The 26235-nt window shown below is 49.5% G+C and carries 18 protein-coding genes; 8 read left to right on the top strand and 10 right to left on the bottom strand.

The genetic code is table 11. The features are described 5' to 3' along the window. On the bottom strand, positions 1-3102 hold the full coding sequence (locus BGO59_RS10255) for a two-component regulator propeller domain-containing protein (protein ID WP_293683529.1): 3102 nt from the start codon (positions 3100-3102) through the stop codon (positions 1-3). A gap of 146 nt (positions 3103-3248) precedes the next feature. Next, a complete protein-coding gene (locus BGO59_RS10250; protein ID WP_293683528.1) occupies positions 3249-3635 on the bottom strand; it encodes a LytTR family DNA-binding domain-containing protein in 387 nt (128 codons plus the stop codon). A gap of 987 nt (positions 3636-4622) precedes the next feature. On the opposite strand from BGO59_RS10250, the gene idi reads away from it, so the two are divergent. Beyond that, a complete protein-coding gene (gene idi / locus BGO59_RS10245; RefSeq protein WP_293683527.1) occupies positions 4623-5171 on the top strand; it encodes an isopentenyl-diphosphate Delta-isomerase in 549 nt (182 codons plus the stop codon). Between the two features lie 133 nt (positions 5172-5304). Here the strand turns inward: idi and BGO59_RS10240 are convergent, their stop codons facing one another. Both BGO59_RS10240 and BGO59_RS10235 read right to left on the bottom strand, forming a co-directional pair. Continuing rightward, complete coding sequence (locus BGO59_RS10240; protein ID WP_293683526.1) at positions 5305-6606, bottom strand: amidohydrolase family protein; 1302 nt, start codon at positions 6604-6606, stop codon at positions 5305-5307. 6 nt (positions 6607-6612) lie between these two features. Continuing rightward, on the bottom strand, positions 6613-9717 hold the full coding sequence (locus BGO59_RS10235) for an amidohydrolase family protein (protein WP_293683525.1): 3105 nt from the start codon (positions 9715-9717) through the stop codon (positions 6613-6615). A gap of 237 nt (positions 9718-9954) precedes the next feature. Between BGO59_RS10235 and BGO59_RS10230 the strand changes: the two genes are divergently transcribed. Next, positions 9955-10629 (top strand): hypothetical protein, encoded by a 675-nt coding sequence (locus BGO59_RS10230; protein WP_293683524.1) that lies wholly within the window; start codon positions 9955-9957, stop codon positions 10627-10629. A 195-nt stretch (positions 10630-10824) separates the two neighbouring features. Continuing rightward, positions 10825-12069 (top strand): BamA/TamA family outer membrane protein, encoded by a 1245-nt coding sequence (locus BGO59_RS10225; RefSeq protein WP_293683523.1) that lies wholly within the window; start codon positions 10825-10827, stop codon positions 12067-12069. Here the strand turns inward: BGO59_RS10225 and BGO59_RS10220 are convergent. Continuing rightward, positions 12066-13178 carry a Gfo/Idh/MocA family oxidoreductase gene (locus tag BGO59_RS10220; protein WP_293683522.1) on the bottom strand — a complete coding sequence of 371 codons (1113 nt, stop codon included), beginning with the start codon at positions 13176-13178 and terminating at the stop codon, positions 12066-12068. The genes BGO59_RS10225 and BGO59_RS10220 overlap by 4 nt on opposite strands. A 9-nt stretch (positions 13179-13187) precedes the next feature. Next, the gene (locus BGO59_RS10215; protein ID WP_293683632.1) at positions 13188-14627 is read right to left on the bottom strand and encodes a DEAD/DEAH box helicase; all 1440 of its coding nucleotides are present in this window, start codon (positions 14625-14627) and stop codon (positions 13188-13190) included. Between the two features lie 206 nt (positions 14628-14833). Between BGO59_RS10215 and BGO59_RS10210 the strand changes: the two genes are divergently transcribed. Next, the gene (locus BGO59_RS10210) at positions 14834-16066 is read left to right on the top strand and encodes a mandelate racemase/muconate lactonizing enzyme family protein (protein ID WP_293683521.1); all 1233 of its coding nucleotides are present in this window, start codon (positions 14834-14836) and stop codon (positions 16064-16066) included. 35 nt (positions 16067-16101) lie between these two features. Continuing rightward, on the top strand, positions 16102-17199 hold the full coding sequence (locus BGO59_RS10205) for an L-dopachrome tautomerase-related protein (protein WP_293683520.1): 1098 nt from the start codon (positions 16102-16104) through the stop codon (positions 17197-17199). Positions 17200-17218: 19 nt separating this feature from the next. Here BGO59_RS10205 and BGO59_RS10200 read toward each other — a convergent pair whose 3' ends face one another. After that, complete coding sequence (locus BGO59_RS10200) at positions 17219-17629, bottom strand: hypothetical protein (protein WP_293683519.1); 411 nt, start codon at positions 17627-17629, stop codon at positions 17219-17221. Positions 17630-17846: 217 nt separating this feature from the next. Between BGO59_RS10200 and BGO59_RS10195 the strand changes: the two genes are divergently transcribed. The 3 genes from BGO59_RS10195 (at position 17847) to BGO59_RS10185 (ending at position 21755) form a co-directional block, all read left to right on the top strand. Continuing rightward, the gene (locus tag BGO59_RS10195) at positions 17847-19946 is read left to right on the top strand and encodes a TonB-dependent receptor (protein ID WP_293683518.1); all 2100 of its coding nucleotides are present in this window, start codon (positions 17847-17849) and stop codon (positions 19944-19946) included. A gap of 103 nt (positions 19947-20049) precedes the next feature. After that, on the top strand, positions 20050-20685 hold the full coding sequence (locus BGO59_RS10190; RefSeq protein ID WP_293683517.1) for an ATP-binding cassette domain-containing protein: 636 nt from the start codon (positions 20050-20052) through the stop codon (positions 20683-20685). Between the two features lie 8 nt (positions 20686-20693). Continuing rightward, positions 20694-21755, top strand: a complete 1062-nt coding sequence (locus tag BGO59_RS10185) for a hypothetical protein (RefSeq protein WP_293683516.1) — start codon at positions 20694-20696, stop codon at positions 21753-21755. An 80-nt stretch (positions 21756-21835) separates the two neighbouring features. Here the strand turns inward: BGO59_RS10185 and BGO59_RS10180 are convergent, their stop codons facing one another. From BGO59_RS10180 to BGO59_RS10170, 3 genes are all read right to left on the bottom strand, one after another. After that, on the bottom strand, positions 21836-24490 hold the full coding sequence (locus BGO59_RS10180) for an ABC transporter permease (RefSeq protein ID WP_293683515.1): 2655 nt from the start codon (positions 24488-24490) through the stop codon (positions 21836-21838). Continuing rightward, a complete protein-coding gene (locus tag BGO59_RS10175; protein ID WP_293683514.1) occupies positions 24487-24822 on the bottom strand; it encodes a PadR family transcriptional regulator in 336 nt (111 codons plus the stop codon). Before BGO59_RS10175 ends, BGO59_RS10180 begins: the two co-directional genes overlap by 4 nt. 169 nt (positions 24823-24991) lie before the next feature. Next, positions 24992-25972, bottom strand: a complete 981-nt coding sequence (locus tag BGO59_RS10170; protein WP_293683513.1) for a Gfo/Idh/MocA family oxidoreductase — start codon at positions 25970-25972, stop codon at positions 24992-24994. Between the last annotated feature and the right edge of the window lie 263 nt (positions 25973-26235).

Below are 26235 nucleotides of genomic sequence, written 5' to 3'. Positions count from 1 at the left end.
TTATACGAGGGGGATAGTCAACACCACACGCGTACCGGCAGGCTCGCCCTGGGTATCTACGAGGTCATGAATTCTAACGGTAGGCTGCTGCCCATACAACGTTTGGCTTAGCTTCAGTCGATCGGCAGTAATCTGCATTCCTCTCGACTTGGTATGTGTAGCCGACTTACTTTTCAATTCGGCCGCTCTCCGCCGACCAACGCCGTTATCTTCCACTGTACAAATTAACTGTTTTCCCTGTTGTTCGATGCTGATCAGTATATTACCTCCTGCTTCTTTCTGCATCAATCCGTGCCAGATAGCATTTTCTACGTACGGTTGAATTAGCATTGGAGGAATTTCGGTATATGCCGTCTCGATGGCGGAGTCGACCTGAATAGCAAATGTAAATCTACCTGAAAACCGCAGCGATTCCAGTTCCAGATACAAAGAAAGCGTATCGAGTTCGCTCTCTAGCGTAACCAGTGCGGCCGTCGATCGGTTTAGAATCAACCGGATGAGTTTCGAGAACTTTGACAAATAGGCCGATGCCGACTCCGATTCGTTTTTCATGATGAATCGGTTGATGGAATTCAGGCTATTAAAAATAAAATGAGGATTCATCTGGGCGCGCAATGCCTGCATTTCCAGTTCGGCCATTTTCTTATTCACCTCCGTCTTCTGACTCTCTTCCAGTTGAATCTGTCGTACACGATGCCAAAAACCCAAGTATAATAACCCGGCCATTCCACTGATAAGCAAGAGAATAAACCAATTTGTTCGCCAGAATGGGGGTTTGATGGTAATTGTTAACGACGTTCCTGCCTGATTCCACACCCCATCGTTATTGGACGCTTTTACCCGAAACTGATACGTGCCTGGTGGCAGATTGGCGTAACTGACAAATCGGCGCGTACCACAGAAAATCCAATTCTTATCCACCCCCACGAGTTGATAGGCATATTTATTTTTTTCAGGATGAATAAAGTTCAGCGCCAGGAAATCGAACGAAAGGTAATTATCATCGTGCGCCAGTACCAAGGTGGTTTGGGGCAGCGATATTGTACGGGCTCCAATCTGAACTTTCGTAATGTATACGGGTGGTTTGCGCGTGTTCGTCTGAACGCTACGGGGGGAAAATACACTAAACCCATTAGCGCCCCCCATCAGTAATTCGTGATGAATACCCTGTGCATACGCTTCCTGAAACTCATTACCCTGTAGCCCGTCGCTTTTATCATAATTCTGACAAAACCCGGTTTCAGGATTGAATCGACAGATACCCTGATTGGTCGCTAACCACAAATTACCTCCTTCGTCGTCCAGAATACCCGTAATATGATTGCTGGGTAATCCATGATGCGTAGTAAATGCGCTAAAGGTGTCGGCACCAGGATTGTACAGATTTAATCCCCCCTGGTTTGTTCCTATCCAGATAAGCCCCCGCCGGTCCTGATAAATACACCGTATATCCTTATCATTCAACGCATGGGCTGATTGCCGATAATTGGGTTGATAGCGTTTAAAACGGCCTGTTTTGATGGTAAGCCGACTGATCCCCCGCCGGGTCGAAGCCGCCCAGACAGATCCATCGCGGGTAGGCAACGCCAGTATCAATCCCTCATCGCCCAAACTAGTTGGGTTTTTCGGATCATGGCGATAATAGGTAAACTGATGCGTTTGGCTATCAAAACGGGCCAACCCGTTACCAGCAATCCAGAGCTCGCCATCAAATCCCTCCCGAATGCTCCTGACACTAATGGCGCAGGGATAGCGAATAAACCGATCGGTTTTGGGGTCATACTGGTGAAGAAACGTTCCCGCTCCAATCCACAAACGCCCGTTGTGGTCACACCAGATTGCATTGACCGCATGGCTGTACAACTGCCCGGCAACCATTGGATTCGCTGGATAATATCGATATTGCCCTGTCGATGGCTGAAAAGAAACTAACCCATCCGACTCGTTGGCCAGCCATATTCGCCCGGAATGATCCTGAGCAATCGCCCGAATACTGTTTTGTGGTAACCGAACGTGGCTGATGTTAGGAACAATCTGATAAGACCGAAATTTATCAGGAATCGGACTTACTTTATCGACTCCATTGTTGGTTCCCACCCATAGTATACCTTCCCGATCCTGGAATAAGGCCGATATCGTATTACTACTCAGGCTTCCAGGCTGCATCTGATCGGCTCGATACTGCGCCCACTGATGGGAGGCCGGATTTAGTCGTAGCAGCCGATTAAGCCCTGGGGGAGCAGCCCATAGCTGTCCAGACCGATCTTTCAAGAGCGCTCCGGCGAGCGAATTAACTCGTGACTGTAGCTGGTCGGGCTGGGGTAAAGGGCACCGAACCGGCTTTCCACCTGCGTCGATTCGATAGATTTGCCCCGCATTTGCTTCAACCCACAGCGTGCCACTAGGTTCGGCCAGAATCGTTGAAATGGATCGATTGGTATCGGCAATCGTTACAGGAAGTAGTACGCTCGTCGGCTTTTTTGTAGTCGGATCGAATCGATATAAGCCATCCTGAGTCCCCACCCATAGCTGGCCACGGTTATCTTCCTGAACAGCGTACACATCAGGCTTTGCAGGATTGAAGGCATCGTATAGGGTAAAGGTTCGGGCGTTTGGATCGAAGCGGGTAAGCCCTTCCCGCGAGGCAATCCACAACATCCCGTTATGGTCCTCTTTCACCGAATACATCACATTTCGCAAGGAAATGCGTTCAGGATTAATAATCCGGTAGGCGGTTGCCTTACCAGTTTGTCGGTCGAACAGGTGGAGTCCACCGCCTAATGTCGCCACCCACATTCGTCCCGAGCGATCCTCGCATATATCGGTGATTACATTGTGCGAAAACGTATTCGCGGGATCGGCAGGGTCTGGTTTGTAAACGGTAAACGAATAGCCATCGTATTTATTAAGGCCATCTCGCGTTCCCAGCCATAGGAAGCCTTCTTTATCCTGCCAAATGCAGAGAACTGCATTCTGCGAAAGCCCTTGATCAGCCGATAAATGCGAAAAATGAAGCCCTTCGCCAGCAAAATTGACCTGCCCTACACTGACTCCCATGGAGGCAAACCATATACCAATCAGGAGAATCTTACGGAGACCCATGAACACGTTTCTGGCAGTATTAATCTACCCGAAGTTATTGATTTCTCAATAAAGTCAGGAGATTTTATATTCTCATTACCTAAAACGTGCGGTATTCATCTGACATGGGCCACAAAGTCCAACAGCCAATAGCCAGCGGCTCTCTATCAGTAATTCAATGTTGAATAGTGTGGTTCACTGTAATCGTTCCAATGTGTCATAGCGGAACGCGAATAGGATGCTTGTAAATGATCCAGCACAGCATGAATACGCCGACGGCTTATAGTCATTGTGGCACCATTTTGCATAGTAATCTGCGCCATTATGCAGGAAATAACATGGCAGCTATGTACATATTGCGGGTTTATAAGTGTAGCCTTATGGATACGAATAAAATCAGGCCACTTGGTATGATACCATTTTAAGGTTCTACTAGACAGAATGACTGTTCCATCGCATAAATAAACGGTACTGTAGTTTACATCTCCAACGAGATACAGTATCTGGTCGGGCTCAAACTTATGTTGAATCTGGGCAGCTGATGATCGTTTCATTGGTTGACAATAGGGATGGAGTTTGCAAGCAATCTACAAAAACAGGCAATAGTTACCAAATACAAATTAAAATAAACTACAAAATTACCTGAAATGCCATATTGCAAATAAAAAACTTACTATCAAACCCCGTGAAGCTTTCCCAATTGACAGTTTATTGTTCCCAAAAACCCAGAAATAAATAGTAGAAACCAGATAGATTTACGGGTATATCGCTCACCTTCAACCTGTTCGAACAATAAACTACACAATCCAGATAGTGACTTTAACAGCTAATTCGTACAATTCTTGAAGAGTCCCCTTATCCCGATCGTATCGAGGCCTACCAGGTCGATTTATTATGCGAACTGGCAGATTCGCTAGTAAACGGGAGCACGGGTAAGAACCAGATTATACCCTTGCGGACGGTTGCACTGGTTAACAACACTAGTCTATGGAGGCCATTCTGAAAGAAGCAGCAAATCAGGTGCTCATCCTTCTGTAGAGAGCCTGTGGAGTCCACTAAATCAAATCAGATTTGATTGTAAACCAAGAAAGCTCATACAGTTTGTATCAATTAGAAAGCCCTAACCTCAAACGGTAAAGGGCTTTCTTTCATAGGTTGGTTTTCCTCAAAACTATACCTACCCGCCTATACGCAAAAAGAGCAGCGATCGTTGCACTTTTGTGTAAATTATTGATCAGTCGGCAGGTTGTCCCACCAGAATCCCCTGGCATTGGATAGGTGTAGATGGGCCATGCATCATGAGCACCTCAATATTAGCATCTGAAAACGCCCAATTCCGACAAAAATTCCCTTTCTTGCCGGACACTGAGTAATTTGTTGGCACTAGCTGACCGTACTTGTTAGGCATAATCACCGGATGAAAACGACGAACAGCCGATACAATCATTTTCACGCACGGCCATGCTGGAAAGGCGACTCCTGCGTTAAGAATTCATACGCTCGATACCTTTCACCTTTTTTTAAACATTATTCTTTAACAAATGGACTATAAAGCCAAATCGACACAAGTAAATATGGTTCTAGTAGTTGACGAGCAGGATCATGTACTGACTACTGCCGAAAAATGGCAGGCTCACGCAGACGGATTGCTTCATCGCGCTTTTTCAGTCCAGATTTTCAATCAGCAGGGAGATTTTTTACTACAGCAACGGGCTTTTGAAAAATACCATTCGGGTGGTCTGTGGTCAAATAGTTGTTGCGGGCACCCGCTGCAACCATCGGATACAATTGGCGATGCAACACGTCGGTTGGAGGAGGAGTTGGGCTTTCAGACAACGTTGCAACCAGTGTTTACCTTCCAGTATCGGGCGGATGTGGGAGACGGACTGATTGAAAACGAAATCGACCATGTATTTACCGGGGTATATGAGGGTCCCATTCCGTTCAACCCGCAGGAAGTATCGGCTATTCGCTGGGTCAGTGCCACTGAACTGGCCGACGAAATGACCCAGCATCCTTCCAACTTCACGGTCTGGTTCCGGATTCTGTTCGAGCAGCTGATGAACTACCAAACTTCTCCTGCGCATTAAACAATCGGTTCGGACCAGCAATTTATCAGCTAGAAGTCCTTTCTCGCGAGAATGTTGCGGTAACAAAATGGGGTAGGCTTATAAGCCTACCCCACCGTGCAATTAGGGACAAATGCAAGTCCTACGTCGACAATTACTTCTGCTCGTATTTATCCTTGTACGTTTTATAAAGTCGCTTGTGACGATCATCCAGGTCCACTTTCCGGCCTTGAATAAATACTTTCTCGATTACATTTGTTCGCATATCCAGGGCATCACCGGCCGATACAAAGAGCGTGGCTTGCTTACCCTTTTCAAGGGTGCCAACCAGATTGTCGATCCCCAGAATTTTGGCTGTATTTGAAGTAACCATTTTGAGCGCTTCCTCACGATCGGCTACCCCAAACCCAGCGGCTGTTCCAGCCTGAAAAGGCAGATTACGCGTCCGCCACCATTCATCCGCGTAGCTCAGTCCAACCAGAATTCCTGCCTTTTGCAAAATGCCCGGTAACCGATAGGGCAAATCCACATCCTCGTCCTCCCGAGTGGGTAAGCGATGCATTTCTCCCAGGATGACCGGCACATTGTTCTCTTTCAGAAATGTAATAGCCCGGTGTGCATCTTCTCCACCCACAATCACCACTTTCTGAACACCAGCCCCTTTCGCAAACCGCACAGACTCAATGATATCTTTCCCATTATTGGCCCGAATGTACAGATTCTGTTTCCCCGAAAATAACCCCTTCATGGCTTCCAGTTTCAGGTTCATCGGCGTCGGACTAGTCAGGGCCGCATAGGCACGAGCATCGGCAAAAGTGGCCTGTAGGGCAGCAATGGCGGCTTCCCGACGTTCGTTTTTGCGTACTACAGTCGAAAAATCCTCCAGGTTAAAGTCGCGGGAAAAATAAGCAGGCCAGTTCAGCCAGAGTCCATCATCCTTTTTCAGCACGGCATCCTCCCAGTTCCAGCCATCCGACATCATGACACTTGAGCTACCCGAAATTGTGCCACCCTGTGGAGTTGCCTGCGAAAACAAAACCCCGTTATTTCGAATGGTTGGAATGATCTCAGAATCTGTGTTGTAGGCAATCAACGCGCGGATATGCGGATTCAGGTTGCCGATCTCCTGCTTATCGACGGTCGCCCGCACGGCTCCGGTCTCCTGCAAACCAACGGTGGAAACAGGGGAAATGAAGCCTGGATATACATGCTTGCCCGATACATCAATGACCTCTACATCATTCAGATTCAGCCGAACAGTAGTGCCATCGACAACGTTGGTAATGACCCCCTTATCGAACAGGACCACACCATTGGGAATCACCTGGCCGTTACCAATGTGAACAACCCCGCCCATTAAAGCAATGGCTTTCGTTTGGGGTTTGGCCGGAGCCGGGTTCTGACCAAAGCTCGTAAGCGCAGCCAGAGAAAATAGTATTGATAGTGTTTTTTTCATCGTCGTTTATTTGCTCTCTGCTTTTTCTTCTTCCCCTTCGGCCATCACGCCTTCAATGTCTTCGCAATGCCACATACGTGCCCGACGGAACGTTGGGCGAACGGTTGATGCCCCCCCCGCTTTGGCAGCCAGCATTTTCTGAATGATCCGGGAGCGCTCAGCATGCAACGCATCTCGTTTGGTGTCTTCATCCTTGAGGCTAAAGTAGGTAGCCCCTTCGATCATCGTGATTTCGGGCCGGGCATAAATCGACAGCGGGTGCGCATTCCAGAGCACCAGGTCAGCATCTTTACCGGCCCGAATGCTACCTAGACGGTTATCCAGGTGCAGAAGCTTTGCTGGGTTGAGCGTTACCATTTTCCAGGCATCTTCTTCGCTTACACCACCGTATTCAACCGTTTTAGCAGCCTCCTGATTCAGTCGACGGGCCATTTCAGCATCGTCGGAATTGATCGATACGACTACCCCCTGGCGGTGCATCAGCGCGGCATTGTAGGGGATGGCATCGTGTACTTCCATTTTATAGGCCCACCAGTCGGCAAACGACGAACCGCCTACCCCATGTTTCGCCATTTTGTCGGCCAGTTTATAGCCTTCCAGGATGTGCGTAAACGTATTCACTTTGAAGCCAAGCGAATCAGCTACTTTGAGGAGCATATTGATTTCCGACTGCACGTACGAGTGGCAGGTAATGAACCGTTTTGCCGCCAGAATTTCGGCCAGGGCATCCAGTTCAATATCCCGGCGAGGAGGGGTAGCTGTTGCTTTTTCTTTGGCCGATAGCTTGTTGTAGGTTTCCCAGCCTTTCGCATATTCTTTGGCCCGTGTGAAGTGATCCATATACACCTGCTCAACGCCCATCCGCGATTGCGGGAATCGGGTCAGCACGTTCGGGTTGGGGTAATTGGATTGTTTTACGTTTTCGCCGAGCGCAAACTTGATAAACCCATCTGCGCCTTTGATCAGCATCCCTTCGGGCGATTCACCCCATTTCAGTTTCACCAGCGCCGATTGCCCCCCAATGGAGTTGGCCGAACCATGAAGTAGTTGAGACGTGGTTACACCACCGGCTAGTTGTCGATAAATATTAATGTCTTCGGGGTTAATCACGTCCGACATACGCACTTCGGCTGAACTTGACTGCCCGCCTTCGTTGATGGACAACAGCGCTATGTGTGAATGTTCATCAATGATGCCGTTGGTCAGGTGCTTCCCCGTTCCGTCGACTACCTTTACGCCAGCCGGAGCCGTCAGCCCCTTCCCTACTTTCGAAATCTTCCCATCTGTCACCAGCACATCAGCCCCCGTCAACACGCCATCCTTCTCGTTCGTCCAGACGGTGGTATTTCGAATGAGCACGGATTCAGCTTTGGGTTTCTGCGTATTACCCATGCCGACAAACGGATAAAGTAGCGTAGCTGTACTGCTCGCAGGTGCCGTAGCGGTAGTCGAAGCCATAGCCGATGTCGAACTAGTGGCCGAAGTCGATGTTGCAGTGGTCGAAGCCGGGGCATCGCCCGTACGTACAGCCGACCATTGGATAATTTGTCCATTGGGCATTTCGCCATCCCCTTTAAAATCGGTGGGCGACGTCCGGTAACCAGTCAGACGAGTTGTTCCGGGCTGCCGCCGATTCAGTTGAACCTGCATCGAAATGAGTTCGCCACTGACCGCTACTTTGGGGGTTATACGGGCCGTATCAGCTACGATCTGATAGTCCAGCTTATCTGGCGTTTTTCCGGTGATGTTCAGCTTCAGGTTACTCCGGTCACCGATGGTCAGTGCCCAGGCGCCACGCAGGTCTACAGGAGCTTTCGTCGTTACGATGTACTGTTTGCCCCGTGTCCAGCTTTCGTAGATCACGTTATCGGCACTGAACAGATTGCCCGACGTAATGATAAAATTAGCCACATTCCCTTTCTGCAAGGTTCCAAGCATATCGTCAGCATGGATCAGTTTGGCCGGAATAGTGGTTAGTGCTTCCAGTGCTTTTTGCTCCGACAGGCCATTTTCGATGGCTTTCCGCAGGTTCGGCCAGAAATCAGCCTTGTTGCGCAACCCGGCCGTGGTCAGGGCAAACGGAATATTGGCAGCGGCTAGTCGACCTGCATTGGAGGGAGCCATTTCCCAATGCTTGAGTTCAGCCAGCGACACGTTATCGGCATCCCAGGGATCTTCGACATCGTAAGGTTGCGGGAAATTCAGGGGTACAATCAGCGAAGCACCCGTCGTTTTCACTTCATCGATCATCTGATATTCATCCCCCGTACTGCGGATAACATACTGAATACCAAACTCGTCCCCAATTTTATCGGCCCGCATGATGCCCAGCTTGTCGTTGGCCTCAAAAATGGTCGGCAAAGTACGAATCCGGTTGAGTGCCTCAAGCGACATATTTGCCTGCTCTTTACTACCTGCCCGTTTGTACCAGTCGGCGTCGTACATAGCCTGCCGTAGTAAAGCCACCACCCCCATCATGGAGTTGGGGTATTGCTGGGTAGAGGTTCCTTTGCTGAACGAATAATGGGCGGTTGCATTGGGTTTAAGCACCAGCGTATTTTCCCGATCATCGGCCAGGGTTACAAGGGCGCCCGTACCACGGGCAATACCGTCGTGTGGATGTACCAACACAGCTCCAAAACCAAGCTTACGCAACTCGTCTGCTTTGGCTGCATTGGCTTTGAAAATAACACCAGCCTCATTTTCGGGCTGAATGGCCTGGTTCCAGTAGTAAGGTCCTTTCTTGTTCGATTCGTACTGGGGGGCACCAGCCCCACGGCCACCGCCACCAGGTCCACGCGTAATTTCCGGCATTCCATAATCGGAATCAATGTCGATCAACGCCGGGTAAATTCGTTTGCCTTTCAGGTCGGCAATGACCGTTCCGGCCGGAACAGAAACGTTTGTTCCAACCGCTTCGATACGCCCGTTACGGATGAGTAGGGTCGCGTTTTGCAGGGTCGTTTTAGGGTCTACAACGATGGTTGCGTTGGTAAAGGCATACAGCCCCGGCCGCTCATCGTAAACACCATTTTGGGGGAAGGTTGTCTGAGCCAAAGACCCATAGGCCAGACTGACTGTAAGCAGTCCTGTCAGGAAATGTTTTATCATGAAAGACTAGTTGTTGATTGGGTTAACTGCCAAAAATACAGAAATAAAAGCGCCTTTTGGTATCAGAACCAAAGGAGATTTTGCGATTTAAGGCTCTATTACATGATTTATTTCCAATGAAAATTTGTTTCTTTATTCCTTGATAACCATTCTATTTATTTTCCTATGCGTTTTTTTCTTTTCGCTCTTTGCTTGGTCGGATCGATCCCAGCGTTCTCTCAGGCACAAACCGAATACATGAACCAAACGACTCGGGATCGTATCAACTTTACGAACCTGAACGTGACCAACAACGCCACACTCTTTACCATAAAAGGAGAACCCGGAAAGCTCATTGGCGATCCGTATCTGGATACCACCTGGCAAGCAGGCAATGTAAAATTCTACAACAAAGTAGGGGTTTCGCTGACGAACGATTCGCTGGCTGGTGTACCCGTCCGGCTCGACCTGTCGACGAATGAAGTAGAGATTAAAGCCGGTCCTAAATCTGTGAAAGCGGTCAAATCCTCGGCTGTACGCTACGTTGACCGGAACAACCTGTTCGGGTCAGTTAGCCGATTCGTCAACGTGCATGAATACCAGGGAGAAGCCGAATCATTGACTGGTTTTTTCGAGCAGTTGGTCAACGGTGGCAAACTGGACCTGCTGCAATACCCTTCCGTTTACATCCGCAAAGCCAACTACAATGTGGCCATGAATACCGGAACGAAGGACGATGAATATATGAAGAAGCTGGACTGGTACGTTGCCCGCGATAAAAAAGCCGTGAAGTTTTCGCCCGGTAAAAAAACCATCCTGGAGCTGATGGATGACAAAAAAGAGCAGATTGAAGCGTTTTTAAAGACGCAGAAACCAGATCTAAAATCACGATCGGGGTTGACAACCGTATTTGCCTATTACAATAAGCTATAACTTTGTCATCTGGTTTTCGCTGGTTCTATGGGCATTGTCCGAACAATAGAGCCAGCGGTATGCTTTACGAGCCACTATTTTGCAACGTTCCGGTAGTATTTAGCGTTTTAGTAGCTGTGATTCTGTGCTATGAATTAGCACGGCAAGCAGACTAACGCCCTCATTGACAAACTATGCGATCTTTCTAACCCACCCATGAAGCTCCTCTATTGTTCGTTTGTGGGTTTACTGTTACTGATCGTATCGGATACTACCTGTCTGGCTCAAATGCCGCTTTCGGATACGGCGGCACTTTCATCTACGTTGCCCGTTACGCACTCCGCTAGCCCTACCCGCGATGTAGCTGATCTAGTCAATCGCTGGTTTCCGCGTCTGCACATTACACCGCACGATTCGGCAAGTCTGCATGAAGGAAAGCGGTTCCTGATCGTTATCCCACAGATCGGCTATACATTACAGACGCAGTTGCTGGCTGCTGTCCTGTTGAATACACCATTCCGGCGGCCCGGTGCCAACATGTCGACGGTTAGTACACAACTGACTTACACCCAGAACAACCAGGCGTTTCTTACTGCCATTTCGCAGATATGGAGTCGCAATAATCGCTTCCTGTGGACCAACGACTGGCGGTTGATGCATTATCCGCAGGCTACCTATGGATTGGGTATGTATACCTCAACCGATCGGCGGGTTGTAGACATGGATTATGCCTATCTGCGTATGTACCAGAGCCTGCTACGGCAATTAGCCCCCAATTTTTATGCGGGTATCGGGTACCACCTAGACTTACGCTGGAACATCGAAAGCTATAACGATTTCCGAGAGTTTACGCGCATTTCGGGCTATCCCTACGGCGTTCAGGGCCGTTCGGTTTCTTCTGGCCCGACATTGCATGTCCTGTACGACAACCGTCAGAACTCCATTAATCCTACCGGCGGTTTATATGCTAACGCTGTGCTCCGAAGCAACATGGAGTTTCTGGGAAGCGATGATACCTACCAATCGCTGCTGCTGGAAGTAAGAAAGTACATTCCGGTTTCACTACAATCGGGGAATATTCTGGCGCTCTGGTCGTACAACTCATTTACGCTGGATGGAAATCCGCCTTTTCTTGATTTACCCAGTACAGGCTGGGATAGCAACGGTAATCTGGGCCGTGGGTTCATTCAAGGACGTTTTCGGGGTAAAAACCTGCTCTACGCCGAGGCAGAGTACCGCTTTCACATCACAGATGATCGCTTATTAGGGGGGGTTATTTTTGCCAATGCCCAAACTGTAACCGAACAGGCAAGCCGACAATTTGAAAAGGTGGTTCCTGCTGTAGGTGGCGGGTTACGCATCAAAATGAACAAAATCTCCCGCACCAACCTATCCATCGACTATGGCTTCGGTATGGATGGATCGCACGGGCTGTTTTTCAATCTGGGTGAAGTATTTTAGCCTTTCAGGTCAATCGAAATCTTCCGCCCGGTGTCGGCAGCCTGTAGAATTGCACCGATCAGCTTCATATCTTTCCAGCCTTCTTCTCCCGATGCTTCGGGCGTGGTCTTGTTCCAAATCGACTGCACAAAGGCGTCCATTTGCGCTATTTGCTGGTAGTTCGGGGAGGCTACATTCATTGGTCCTTTGCTGGTTAGGCCCTGGGCTCCCGTCGCATTATACGCAGGCTCGAGCTTATACCAGCCCCATCGTTCACAGGTAACATACAGTCGGTCAACATACGACGAGTAGGTAGTTCGGCAATCGGCAATGGTTCCACCGGGAAACTCAAACTGCCAGAATACCATCTCATGAACGTCTTTAAAATGCTCTTTATCGTAGGTAAATGCCTGGGCGGTTACGCTGATCGGGTCCAGATTGAGCGTTCGTCGGGCACCCTGTATGGCATAAACACCCAAATCCATAATCGCTCCTCCTCCACCAATCTTCTTATCCAGTCGCCAGGAATTCGGTCCTGGAACGGTAAATCCCAATGCCGATTCAATCACTTTCACCTGCCCAAACGCCTTTTCTGCTACCAGTCGGCGCATCTCCAGATGATGTGGCTCAAAATATAATCGATAGCCTACCGACAACTGAACACCCGCTTTTTCACAGGCCGTAATCATCTGCCGGGCTTCGTCGGCATTCATTGCCATTGGCTTCTCGCAAATCACATGTTTACCAGCCTGCGCTGCCCGAATGGTGTATTCGGCATGCAGGAAATTCGGCAATACGACGTAGATAATGTCAATATCGGGATTGTTCCGAATCTGATCGAAGGTCTGGTAATTGTAGATGTTCTTCGCCGGAATGTTGTAGGTAGAAGCCCAGGTTTTGGCTTTGTCGGGCGAACCGGTTACAATACCTGCAAGGTAACAATGCTGGGTTTCCTGAAGTGCTGGCGCTAGCTGGTTGGTTGCGTAATTTCCCAGCCCGACCAGAGCTATCCCTAATTTTTTTTGGGCAGGTTCTCCAAACGTTAAACCGCTGATCGATTGCGTCAGTAGACCACCGACCGCTACTGAAAGGGTTTGTAGCGTAGATCGTCGGGAAATAAGCGTATCCATGGGTATAGTTTATTCGCCCGTAGCTTCAGGGTTGGCAGGTGAAGCCGTTTGAGCAGTCCCATTGCCGGGTGCGTCACTCTTTGGCCCACGCCGACGTTTTTTTCGTCGTTTCGTTTTACCAACTGGCTGCCCTTCGGCATTTACCGGAACAGACGATCCTTCGCCCTCTACTGTTGCATCAGGGCGAGGTTTAGGTTCTGTTTTTTCGCTCCGCTCCCGACGGTTAGCCGGGCGTGCTTCGCCTGTTGCACCCGGTTCCTGCTTTCGCCGTTCGTCAGTCCGACGTTTATCCCGACCACGGCCCGAACCACGCCCATTTTTTCCACGCAACCCACTAAACCGGCGTGGATCAAATATGGGCGATTTGCCCATGCCCAGTTCTTCGGTAATGGACTGTTTATCAACCTCCCGTTCGATAAGCCGTTCGATATTGACAATCCGGTTCTGGTCCTGATCGCTGATGAAGGTGATGGCGGTTCCGGTGGTTGCAGCCCGTGCCGTCCGACCAATCCGGTGAACGTAATCTTCCGCATCACGGGGAATATCGTAATTGACAACGTGCGTCAGATTATCGATGTCGATCCCGCGCGACAGTACATCGGTAGCGACCAGAATAGGGAATGCTTTGTTTTTAAAATCCCGTAGTACCACTTCACGATCGTCCTGCTCCAGATCGGAACTGATCCCCCGCGCTTCATACCCCAATTTGGCTAATGCCCGAACAATACTATTTACTTCGGCCTTTTTAGACGTAAACAACACCATGCTTTGCACGGGTGTACGGCTTTGTTGAATAAGGTGTACCAGCAAAGGCAGTTTCTGAGCATCGTAGGCTAGGTAAAACTGCTGATCAATACCGGCTGCGGGTTTGGAAACAGCCAACCGAATTTCGTCAGGCTCCGTTAGAATACGTTTCGAAAATTCCCGGATTTTAGGCGGCATGGTGGCCGAAAACAGTAGCGTTTGCCGTTTGGCAGGTAGTTTAGCCACAATATTCAGAATGTCGTCCGAAAAGCCCATATCGAGCATTTTATCGGCTTCATCCAGAACCAGGTAGTCGATTTTGTCAAAGTTAACATAGCCCAACTGCATATGGGCAATAAGTCGGCCAGGGGTAGCAACAATAATGTCGGCTCCGGTTTCAAGCGCTTTACGCTGCTTATCCCAGTCATCCCCCTTACCTCCCCCATAAATAGCAATACTGCGTGCCTGCACAAAATAGCCAAAGCCCTCAACCTGTTCATCTATTTGCTTGGCAAGTTCGCGTGTAGGTACCAGAATGAGCGTGCTGGTATGATCGTGGTTGGCGTGCGAAATTCGATCGAGGAGTGGAATCAGATAAGCCGCCGTTTTACCGGTCCCGGTTTGAGCACTGGCGATCAGATCACGCCCTTCAAGGATTTTAGGAATTGCCAGTTCCTGGATCGGCGTGGCCTTAAGGTAGTTCATGGCATCTACACCGGCCAACAGGTCGTCATGTAGATTGAATTCTTGAAACGTCAAGATACAGCTTCGTGAAGGTGAAAACTAACTGACCTTGACATCCCGGCCAGCTTTCTGCTTGATTGGAAACAAATATATCGAAAAAATCGAATTTTATCCAGTATTCCCCTTCGCGAGTGGCCTTTCCTGAAAGAATATTCCTTCCCGAAGCCATGCACCGCCGACAGTTTCTCCATTCAGCCATCTTCAGTAGTAGTTTGCTGGCAAGCGCCGAGCCGTTTGGCTCAATGCCGACAACAGCCGACGACTTTCCCGTCTGGTCCCTGCCCGATTTATACAAAGTTCTGCCCAGCCCGGTTCTTATTCGCTCGGTCGAGTTGTTAAAAACGCAGGGGCAACTGATGCTGGTCGTCACGGCTCAGGATGGTACACGGGGCATTACCCAGTGTAACGACCGAATGCCCAACCTGTCGTCGCTGCTCAAAGGGCTGGTTATTGAGTATTTCATTGGAAAAGACGCTCGGGATCTGCCTCAGTTAGTCGATCATGCGTACCGACTCAATTCAAATTATAAATATGCCGGGATGCCACTCTGGAACTGCATCGGTTCGGTTGAGATTGCGGTTTGGGATTTACTGGGGCGACTGGCCAGCAAGCCGGTTTATCAGCTTTTGGGGAAGCCGGTACGATCACAGTATGACGTTTATATCTCCGATTTCGACCGGGGTACGCTACCACCCGATGCAGTTGTTGATCAGCTAGCCCAAAAGGTAGCAGCTAGTGGTGCCAAAGGCGTAAAAATCAAGGTCGGTGGCAGAATGCAGAATACACCCGACGACGAGCGCCGGACAAGAGCCTTTGTTCCACTAGTCCGAAAAAAACTGGGCGATTCGATAACTATTTATGCCGATGCCAATGGTTCGTATACCCCTAAGGAAGGCATTGCCATCGGGCGCATGCTGGAGGATAATGGCGTTGCTATTTTTGAAGAACCGTGCAATTTTGAGGATGAAGACGGCCTGCGGAATGTCAATCGAGCGCTGGCCAAACTTCGGTTGGCAGGTGGCGAACAGGATACCAGCCTCTATCGTTTCGACCGACTGGCCCGCACCGATGTGTACGATCTGCTGCAACCCGATTTGTACTATAACGGTGGCATACTTCGGGCTTTACAGGTAGCCGAAATTGCCCGAAAATACAACAAATCCATAGCTCCTCATACGCCCAAGGCCGATCCCTTGATTGCTCCCTTCTGGCAGCTTGCGGCAGTTTGCCCCAATCTATACGGGTTACAGGAAACGGTGTTCGATCTGACCAGCAAACCAGTAACCTGGTATACTCCTCCCGTTCGGGTTCAAAACGGTGCCATTCAAATTCCGAACCTGCCGGGCCTGGGCATTTCTTACGACGAAACAATCTGGAAAACGGCCGAGCGAATTGTCTGAAGTCAACAGAATTCAATGACTCTGGTTATGTTAGTATGAAAACACGCTCCGTTACTCTTTTCTTTTTACTGAGTTCATTCATTGCATCGGCCCAATCGCATCCGTCGGCTACGTTGGAAACCGTCGCTCAGTTTGGAAAGCACCAGCCGATAGGATTAGGCGTTTCGCAGGAGAACCGCATCTTTGTTACCTTTCCCAAGAATCCAACCAACTATGATTATGGTTTGGGTGAAATCGTACAAGGGAAGCGTATACCCTACCCTAACGCCGAATGGAATCAGTGGGATTCGCTGAACCCGCAACATCGATTTATTAATGTTCAGGCCCTGTTTGTCGATCAAACCAATGCGCTGTGGGTACTCGACCCGGCTAGCCCATCGGGCCAGAAAGCAATACCTGAAGGCATTAAACTGCTCAAGATCAATTTAAAGACTAATCAGGTGGAGCGGGTTTACCACTTTGAGGACTTACCCCGCGAACAAACAGGATTGAATGATATCCAGATCGATACCAGACGGCAGAAGGCTTACCTATCCGATCCAGGCCGGGGAGCGATTGTTGTGCTTGATTTACATTCTGGAAAAAGCAGAACGGTGCTGGATACGGCACCATCGACCAAAGCAGACCCTAATTTTGTATTAACCATCGACGGGAAAGAAGTTCGGGATAGTAAGGGGAATCCATTTCGAAGTAATGTAAACGGTATCGCCCTAACGCACGACTTCAAGTACCTTTATTTTCGCCCGATCACCCAAACCAAACTCTACCGGATTGCCGTCGACGATTTAGTCAATCCAAACCTATCGCCTGCGGAGTTGTCGGGGCGCGTCGAATCAATGGGTGAAACGGGTGTGTCGCACGGGATGATTGCCGACAAAGCGGGGCGTATTTACCTCACCGACTCCCCCGACAAAGCCATTCGGTATGTTACTCCCGGCGAATCTACGGCTGAACGGCGGTTGCGCGTCCTGGTTCAGGACAGCCGATTACTTTGGCCGGATAGTTTCGGCATCGGAACAGATGGGTATTTGTATGTGACAGCCGCCCAGATACACCGTACCCGTCGCTATAATAATGGAGAAGACAACGTGGTCTATCCGTTTGGTCTGTATCGGGTGAAACTGCCGGACTAGTCTGAATTTATAGCCGCTTTCAAAGGCCCGTTACCTCATCTGGTATCGGCTTATTTTTGAACTCCCTTACTATTTTATCGGTATGGGCGGCATAGAAAGGGCTGTAATAAAAGGAATTACCCTCGTAAACAAGCACTTCATATCTCAACGTAAATCGCTTATGTCCGGCTGATTCACATGCCAGAAAGGGTAACCAGTCCTCATGGTGATATACGCAGGTAGCACTTTGCAGTTCCGCCACTACCCGGAGATACGTCTCATTAGCCAGTTCACGCTCCATCTCGCTTTGATCAGCATATGGCTGCCACAGCAGAGAGCCTACCAGCAATGATGCAATTATCGCACCGCCTGCTGCCAGTTGAAGCACCCATTGCAGGGTATGTATGAGCCGTAGTCTTAGGCTCTTCTCTTGTAAAGATAAAGCTTGCATACTACGTTAGTTGTCAAATTTAATGCCAGAAAAGAATCATACTATATAGTCTTATTGATCAAAAATGATACTTATAGTAAATGCAAGAATCAATTCGCCTACCACTGAATTTTTATGCAGGCGTTTTGATTAATGGGTTACTGGGTCGATTTTATCCCATTCAGAAACCTTGTTTCCCGTTATTCGATGTACTTTTACAAGGCCTAGCCGTCGTTTTATGTTGAAAAACTACCTACTCTTACCCCTAACTCTTTGCCTCATCAGTCCTATTCGTCTACTGGCCCAAACACCAGCTCCGTCCTTAGACGATACCCTACAACTGAACGAGGTTGTTGTGCGCGGGTATGCCACTAATCGGCGGTTGCTGGAAACACCCGCTTCGGTGGGCGTACTGACACGACGGGATTTGAACCAACGCTTTGGCATACCCACTATCGTCTCGTCGTTAAACACGATTCCCGGTGTACGGGCCGATGAACGTTCACCCGGAAGCTATCGGCTGGCCATCCGTGGGAGTGCTATTCGATCCCCTTTTGGTGTGCGAAACATCAAAACCTACTGGAATGAATTACCCCTGACCGATGCGGGTGGCAACACGCCCCTCAATGCGCTCGACGTGCGGGCACTAGGACGGATCGAAGTTATAAAAGGCCCCTCCGGCAGTTTGTATGGAGCGGGTACGGGCGGTACCATTCTCTTCAGCGGTCTGGCCGTACCCACCAATAAAAGCAGTGTCGAACTATCTGCATTAGGCGGCTCCTATGGCTTATATGGCAATGGCATTTCCCTGCAAACAGGCAAAACCAACTCAGCTATATCCCTAAATTACAACCACTTACAATCAAACGGATACCGCGATCAGAGTGCGGTCGTACGCGATAATCTAAGCTTTATCGGCTCTTTCAACGTGAGCCCTAAACGGACTGTCTCGCTGCTGGCGCTGTATTCCGACCTCCATTATCAAACCCCCGGTGGATTGACCGAAGCCCAGTTTTTACTCAATCCAAGGGCATCCCGGCCAGCCACCCCTACGTTGCCCAGCAGTGCCGCTCAGCAGGCGGGTATCTACCAGAAAGTCGGGTATTTTGGCCTGTCGCACGAATACCGCTGGAACGACCGCATTCAAAACACGACGGTCATCTACAGTTCCACCACTGACTTTGCCAATCCGTTTATCACCAATTACGAAAAACGGACCGATCTGGGGATTGGGGGCCGTTCGGTAACTCAATTCCGATTCCCCAATAGTCCGCTGCCAACGGTTGTTACGGTTGGCGCTGAACTCTTACGCAACTTCACCGTAGATCGAAACTTTGGCAACCGAGCTGGCTTACCCGACACCATTCAGACCGATGAAGAACTCATTGCCCGGCAAACCACGCTGTTCGCTCAGGTAGAAACCCAACTGCCTGCCCACTTCCGACTGACAGCGGGCCTGAGCCGAAACGATGTTCGGTATGATTTTACCCGGTATATGGTGCGGGCCAATGGGTTACCGACGGCCATGATCACCCGAACGTTCACCCCTGTATGGCTACCTCGGGTCGCTCTCTTACGCACCTTTGGCACTAATTTGTCAGCTTTTGCGAGCATCAGTACGGGTTATTCGGCTCCATCGAGCCAGGAAGTGCATCCCTCGGCAGGTGGCTTCAGCACATCACTCAACCCCGAGCGTGGCATTAGCTATGAAGTCGGTATTCGCGGATCTGCCCTGAGCAGCCGCCTACGGTTTGATGTGGCCCTCTATAAGCTACAACTCCGGGAGACTATCGTTCGCCGATCGGATGCGGCTGGTGCGGATTATTTTATCAACGCGGGGCGCACCGACCAGCCAGGTCTGGAAACTCAACTTAGCTATGACTTTGTGCTGCCCAATACGACCCAATCGCTGACCTTACTTCGACTTTGGAACAACCTGACACTGACCAATTATCGATACCGCGATTATCGGCAGGGAAACATCGACTTATCGAATAACCAGATTCCGGGCGTAGCGCCAACGGCCAACACAACGGGGATTGATGTCGAAACGCGGGCAGGCTTTTATGCGCATCTGACATATCTGTTTCTGCTGGAATTTCAGTTGAACGATGCCAATACGGCCTTATCGAACCCGACACAACTCCTTCAGGGCACCCTGGGTTTTCGGCGTAACCTGGTCCAGCACTGGATGCTGGACGTGTATGCCAGTGGTGATAACCTGCTGGATCGGGCCTACTCGCTGGGCTATGATCTGAATGCCGTCGGGAATCGATACTACAATGCGGCCCCCGGCCGGAATGGACTGGCAGGCGTCCGACTCAGCGTGAAATGGTAGGGCTTTACCTATGGCTCGTGAGGAATGGTCACCCCCAATGACAGAAGGGAATTCGTCTGCCTGAATTCATTCTTATTTTTGGGACTTATCAATCGAATCGCCTTTGCTCACTGTATCTAACTTCACCAAAGCCTACACTGGTCGAACGGTACTGACCCTACCCGAGCTGGCATTTTCGTCGGGTATTCATTATTTCCGGGGAGGCAATGGCTCCGGCAAAACCACCTTTTTCCGAACCGTTGCTGGACTCCTTCCTTTCTCGGGCCAAATCTGGCTGACAGACCAGTATGAGATCAGCCGCGATCCGGTTGCATACCGCCTACGGGTCAACTATGCTGAAGCCGAACCGTTGTATCCATCGTTTCTGACCCCTCGTGATCTGGCCGGATTCGTTGGTCAGGCGAAACAGGCCCCGGCAGGACAAGTCGAACAGATCGCCCGTATTTTGGGCGTCAATACCTTCTGGACGCAACCGACGGGCACCTTTTCGAGTGGGATGCTTAAGAAGTTATCCTTGTTACTGGCGTTGCTGGGATCACCAACACTCGTTTTACTGGATGAACCCCTAACGACCCTCGACGTTGCAACGGCGGCAAAACTATTCGATTATATCCGTCAACTTCATACAGAACAGGGGGTTTCGTTCTGGCTTACCTCGCACCAGGATGTCAGCCTGACCGGCTTAACCCTACGTGGTATCTGGCAGGTGGGCGATGGGGGGATTGTACCGACAACCTAATCTGGCTTATGCTGACGTTCCTGAATCGAATTTTTGTTGGCCCCTTTTACGCTCGCAACGCCGGTACATTTCTGGTCATCATTCTGCTAGCCTTTGGCTTTCTCAGCGCCCGCGAACATAAAGCCTTAATTACCGCTTGCCTGGGTTCCTGGTTTTTACTGGCCCTGGTGTTCGTCCTCTGGGGATTTTATTTGGTAAAAGTCAGTTCATTTGTCCGCCAGGAATTAGTCGCACCCGAACATTTGTTTCTGCAAACCCTTTGGCTGGTACCCACACCTTCACGCTACGCGCTCTGGCTTGCCATTCAGATTGGGCTACTGGCCCCTGTGATTGCCTACGGCAGCTGGATGATTCAACTGGCAACGGTGTATGAAAAATGGGATTCGCTAACGGCTATTGTTGCCTACCTGTTTTGCCTGATTGGCGTTGGCGCTTACCTGAACGACTACCGTCTTCGACACCCAGGTCCTGATACCCTCCGCATTCCCCATCTCCAACTCAAGCTCCCCTATGAACTGTTCTTTCCCGTCTACTGGCTCCGGCACGAACCGCTTTCGCTGGTATTGACCAAGGCATTTTCGGGCTTACTACTGGCGGGCGTTTGCCGACTCTACCCCACCGACGATTACGACCAGCGGCTGTTGCTCATTGGGTTATTACTGGCGATACTGGGGCATGCGCAGGTGGGCGGCCAGGTGAGCGCCTTTGAAAAAAAGTACCTGCTGTTACTACCCAATTTACCGTTCACCTGGTGGCAACGACTCGTGCGGTATGGCCTTACATATGGGCTCATCTGGCTTCCTGAACTCCTGATTTTAGGGCGAAATTACCCGGCCGAAATTCAGCCCGACTACGTTATCTGGCTTTGGCTGACTGGCTGGGGCTGGCTACTGCTTCTGCATAGCCTTGCCTACGGGTACGATATCCTTCCCGAACGCTGGCTTTCAGGCATTTTTGGCGGCTTCATCGGTGGCCTACTCCTGATTATGTTCGGCGTACCCGTAGGTGCCTGGCTGATCATAGGCTGGGTGAGTGCCGTAGGGATTTGGTACAGAACATTTCCTTTGTAGAGACGCCATACCTGGCGTCTCCCTGGCGTCAGCTTTTTGGGCGTCAGCCCTCTACCATGCACCAAAGTTGCGATCTGCCATTAGTCACTTTTCAATACCTTGGCTGGATTTTTTCGGGCGGCATTCAGCGTCTGTGACACAATCATCAGGAAAGCCGGGAGCATAACAACCAATACGCTGATCACCAGTTCATTCACCCGAATGGGTTGGTGATAGGCAAAGTTGACCAGAACGACCTGATCGAAAAAGAGACAGGTTGCTGGAAGCGCTACAAAAGCGGCCAACAGAAGCAAGTTCAGGAAGCTTTTACTCAACAGATAGACCAATCCTCCTTCGCTGGCTCCGAGCACTTTTCGGATACTGATTTCTTTGAGTCGGGTTTCGGTCATAAATACGACCATGCCCAGCAATCCCAGAAAAGCGATGCAGATGGCCAGAAACGCAACAAAGCCAATTACCTTAATCATAATGGCGAACTGCTGATAGGCCTCTTCAATCTGATCATCATAAAACTTGGCTTCCATCGGGTGTATCTTATCCAGCTTGCGCCAGACCTCCTCAATATTCGCCATAGTAGCAGGCAAATCGGTTGTAGCCACTTTTACATTGAGATACCCACCCAGTTGATCCGTAAAGTACCGGAACATGACAGGCTCAATTTGTTTCTCCATCGTTCCGTAATGGAAATCCTTTAACACACCGACAATCGTGAGTTTCTTTTTATCGACAACTACCTGTTCGCCCAGTGCTTTCTGCGGATTTCGTTTGGCAATATTGAAGCGTCGGATGACCTGCTCATTTACAATGACTTCGCTCTCCTCCTCGCCTTTTTTAGGGTGTCGGGTAAAATTTGTTCCAGCCAGGAGTTTGTGCTTATGGATTGGCAAATAATGTTCGTCGACCATATTATGCCAGACCAGCGCCGAGTCCTGACTATCTTTGTATTTCATGGTCGTTCCGCCCATGCTGCCCAGGCTGGTAATTAACTGCGATTTCGATACCTCGACTACGCCAGGAATCTGGCTCAGCTCGTTCGCCAGCACCGCCCCTTTATTTCCTTTCAGGTTTATATTCAGAATATTGTCGGTCGTAAATCCCAGGTCGAAGGTTAGAAAGCTCCGGTACTGCGCATAGCCGATCAGGGTTGTTGTGATGAAGATAAGAGACAATCCGTACTGAATGATAATCAGCGTTTTGCGCAGGGTAACTCGTCGAAATACCTTCAGGGCCGATACATCTCTCAATACCTGAATCGGTTTGATTCGGGAGAAAAACAGGGCGGGCAAAAATCCGGCTAGCAATCCTACAAGAATGGCCAGTAAAATATAATAGAGAATGACCCAACCCGAAACCTCCAGCGAAACCAGATTATTAATAAACGGATCGAGTGCCAGGAACTGCGTTCGGAGGAATAAAAAGAGCCCAAACGAGACGATCAGTGCCATCAACGCAATGATCACGGACTCGGCCATGAACTGGCCCAACACATGGCTTTTCAATGCCCCGATAATTTTACGAACTCCTACTTCCCGCGAACGACGAAGGGATCGGGCAATTGACAGATTGGTGTAATTAAAACAAGCCGACAGGATAATAACCAGCGCCAGACCACTCAATACCCAGATCACAATCGGTACCATCGTAGGCCCAATGGCATTGTGCAACTTCGGTCCCAGCGATGCTTCTTTCAATGGCTGAAGCGATACCGAAACCGTTCGATTCACCAATCCGCTGTTTTCCTGTTTAGTAAACGTATTCAGCGCCTGCAAGACCGATTCGGGTTTGGTTTGCACGGGCAAAACCATGTAGACATAATTCTGCCAGATGTTATCCCATCCATAAAAATTAGGGTCTTTCCTGGTAAACTGCGCTTCCGCTGTTGAGAAAGAGGCTAATGCTTCGAATTGTATATGAGACAATTTCGGAACATCTTTCATTAATCCGGTCACAGTATAGTTCAACGTATCCAACCGAACTGTTTTGCCCAATGGATCGACATCGCCAAACAGTTTTTTGGCCGTTTTTTCGGTCAATACCAGTGAGTATGGGTCTTTCAAGGCCGTAGCGGGGTTGCCTTCCAGTAAGGGAAAGGTAAACACCTTAAAAAACGAAGCATCAGCCCAATGCCCCCCCAGGGGAACTGTTGTCTCGCCCACAGTAGCATCCCCGCCAAAGCCATTACGAAGTATGGTTAATGCATCTATACCTGGTACACTTTTGCGAATTCGCTGTCCCACTTTTACCGATGTCGAAGCCAGGTCGACCGGCGGTTGTTCGGGCGTTTTAAAGGTGGTGATCACCCGGTAAATCCGATCTCTCTTTTCGTGAAAATCGTCGTAGGCAAGTATATCCGCAACAAATGATATAACCAGTAAACCCACCGACATACTAACGGCCAGCCCGACGATGTTGATGAAGGAAAATAATTTGTTACGCACCAGACTCCGCCGGGACGTTTTAAGGTAGCTGCCAAGCATAATCCAATGGATAAAAAGGTTAATAAAATCAGGTTTACGGATCGTATACGGTCGAAAAAACTTCAGAACATCCAGGCAGTAAATCCACCGGGCTTTCCGAGGCCCTTTCATCGTCAGGTTTCGTTCGAAATACTCATTCAGGTCCCCCTGCAAGTCCTCCAGTATGCTGGGGCGGCAGTACCACGCCAGCAACCGTTGTGCCCACCGGGGTGGTTGGGGCGGTTCTGTTTTCTTCGACTTGGTGTTGAATGATCTCATAAGGAGCCTTCCAGATTGAAACCGGGGATACTATTCCAGAGCGACTCGCGCACTTCTTTGGCTTTTATCAGCACCACTTTTCCGGCATGGGTTACCTCATAATAGCGTTTACGCTTGCCTCCGCGAGCACTGGTCGCATCGCCCAGGTGGCTTTTTACGAATCCCTTCTCTTCCAGGCGGTTCAATACCGCATGCACGACACCAAGCTTAGCTGCCCGACCCGTGTGTTTTTCCAGCTCATCACAGATGGCAACACTATAGGCATCATTGATCAATGCCGCGATGGTCAGTAGTACCAGTTCTTCAAACTCGCCCAGGTTAGTCCCCTTCATGAATCAATAGTCAAGGTCAATGCCTATTTATTCAGTAAATGTATGTAAAATAGATTTACCAACTCTCTATTTGTATGTAAAATATTTTATCACCTGTAAAGACGTCAGGGATAACGTCTCCTGACCAGATGATTTTACTGACGCAGGCACAACGCTATCCCTGGCGTCTCTACGGGGCTGTTATCCAGTCGAGGATTTGGCTGGACCGTATCCCGGTTTCACCTGTGCTTGGGCTTTTGCCTTCTCCCCGCAGTTCCTGTACAATTAATTCGATCAGGGGTTGCTGAACGTGTTCAGGAAAAGGTACAGTGATTTCTTCGGTCCCAGACTCGGTTTCGAGCTTAATGACGAAGTTTTCGAAAAATGAAAAGGTGAGCTTCCCTGTTGAGCCTATCAACTGCGTTTGTTCAAGCCGCTGCTCTTTATTGACCGTCCAGCACCAGTTCCCGGAACCTAAGACACCCGATTCGAACGCAAAATTGGCGACTACAACATCATCAGCTTCATAGAGTCCAGCCTGATTTCGGGTAATACCACTGGCCGATTGTACAGGTCCTAACAAAAACTCCAGAAAATCGAACTGATGGGAAGCCAGGTCATGCAGCAATCCGCCCCCCGAAACCGCCGGAGTAACCCGCCAGTTGGGAACGGAAGCCTTCCCTAATTCTCTATCTGCCGGTTCCCAGTTCAATTGAATATGCACATATCGAACGTCGCCAATCGCCTTCTGATCAATCAGTTCTTTCACTTTGAGAAAGTAAGGAAGGGCTCGTCGATAAAAGGCGACAAACAACGGAATACCCGTCTCCCGACTTACCTGGTTCATGGCTTCGCATTCGGCCGTGTTCAGAGCCATTGGTTTTTCGACGTACGTTGGTTTACCAGCGCGCATCGCTCGAATGGCATAGTCAGCATGACTGTCGGGTGGTGTCGCTATATAGATAGCATTAACATCGGGGTCGTTGATGAGCGCATCGGCATCGGTATACCATTTTGGCACCTTATGCCGATGCGCATAATCCGCTGCTTTGTCGGCATCTCTGCGCATAACCGCTACCAGACTCGAATGGGGTATTTTATTAAATGCCGGGCCGCTTTTTACTTCAGTTACGTCACCACAACCGATGATGCCCCAGTTCAAATGAATCATAAATGAGATGGAGATAAATGTAAGACGAGTATAGTATGCTTCTCACGTATCATAAATACACGTTACCCGATTCTTTACCTTATCTGCGTATTGATTTAGCAACTCTGTTTCAAAGGCACTGTTGGTGGCTGCACTTAAGCATTCTTAGAAATCGCCTTAACATTTTTTTATTAATCAGACTTCATCCTACCCATACCCTCTTCGGTGTCCCAACCAGTCTCTATTAGACTATTTTTACTCATTTATCGACTTGATTACCTACT

Origin of the sequence: Spirosoma sp. 48-14 (genome assembly GCF_001898575.1) — a bacterium.
GTDB lineage: Bacteria > Bacteroidota > Bacteroidia > Cytophagales > Spirosomataceae > Spirosoma.
Note: the sequence above shows the minus strand (reverse complement) of the source record. Positions and strands in the feature narration are given on the sequence as shown.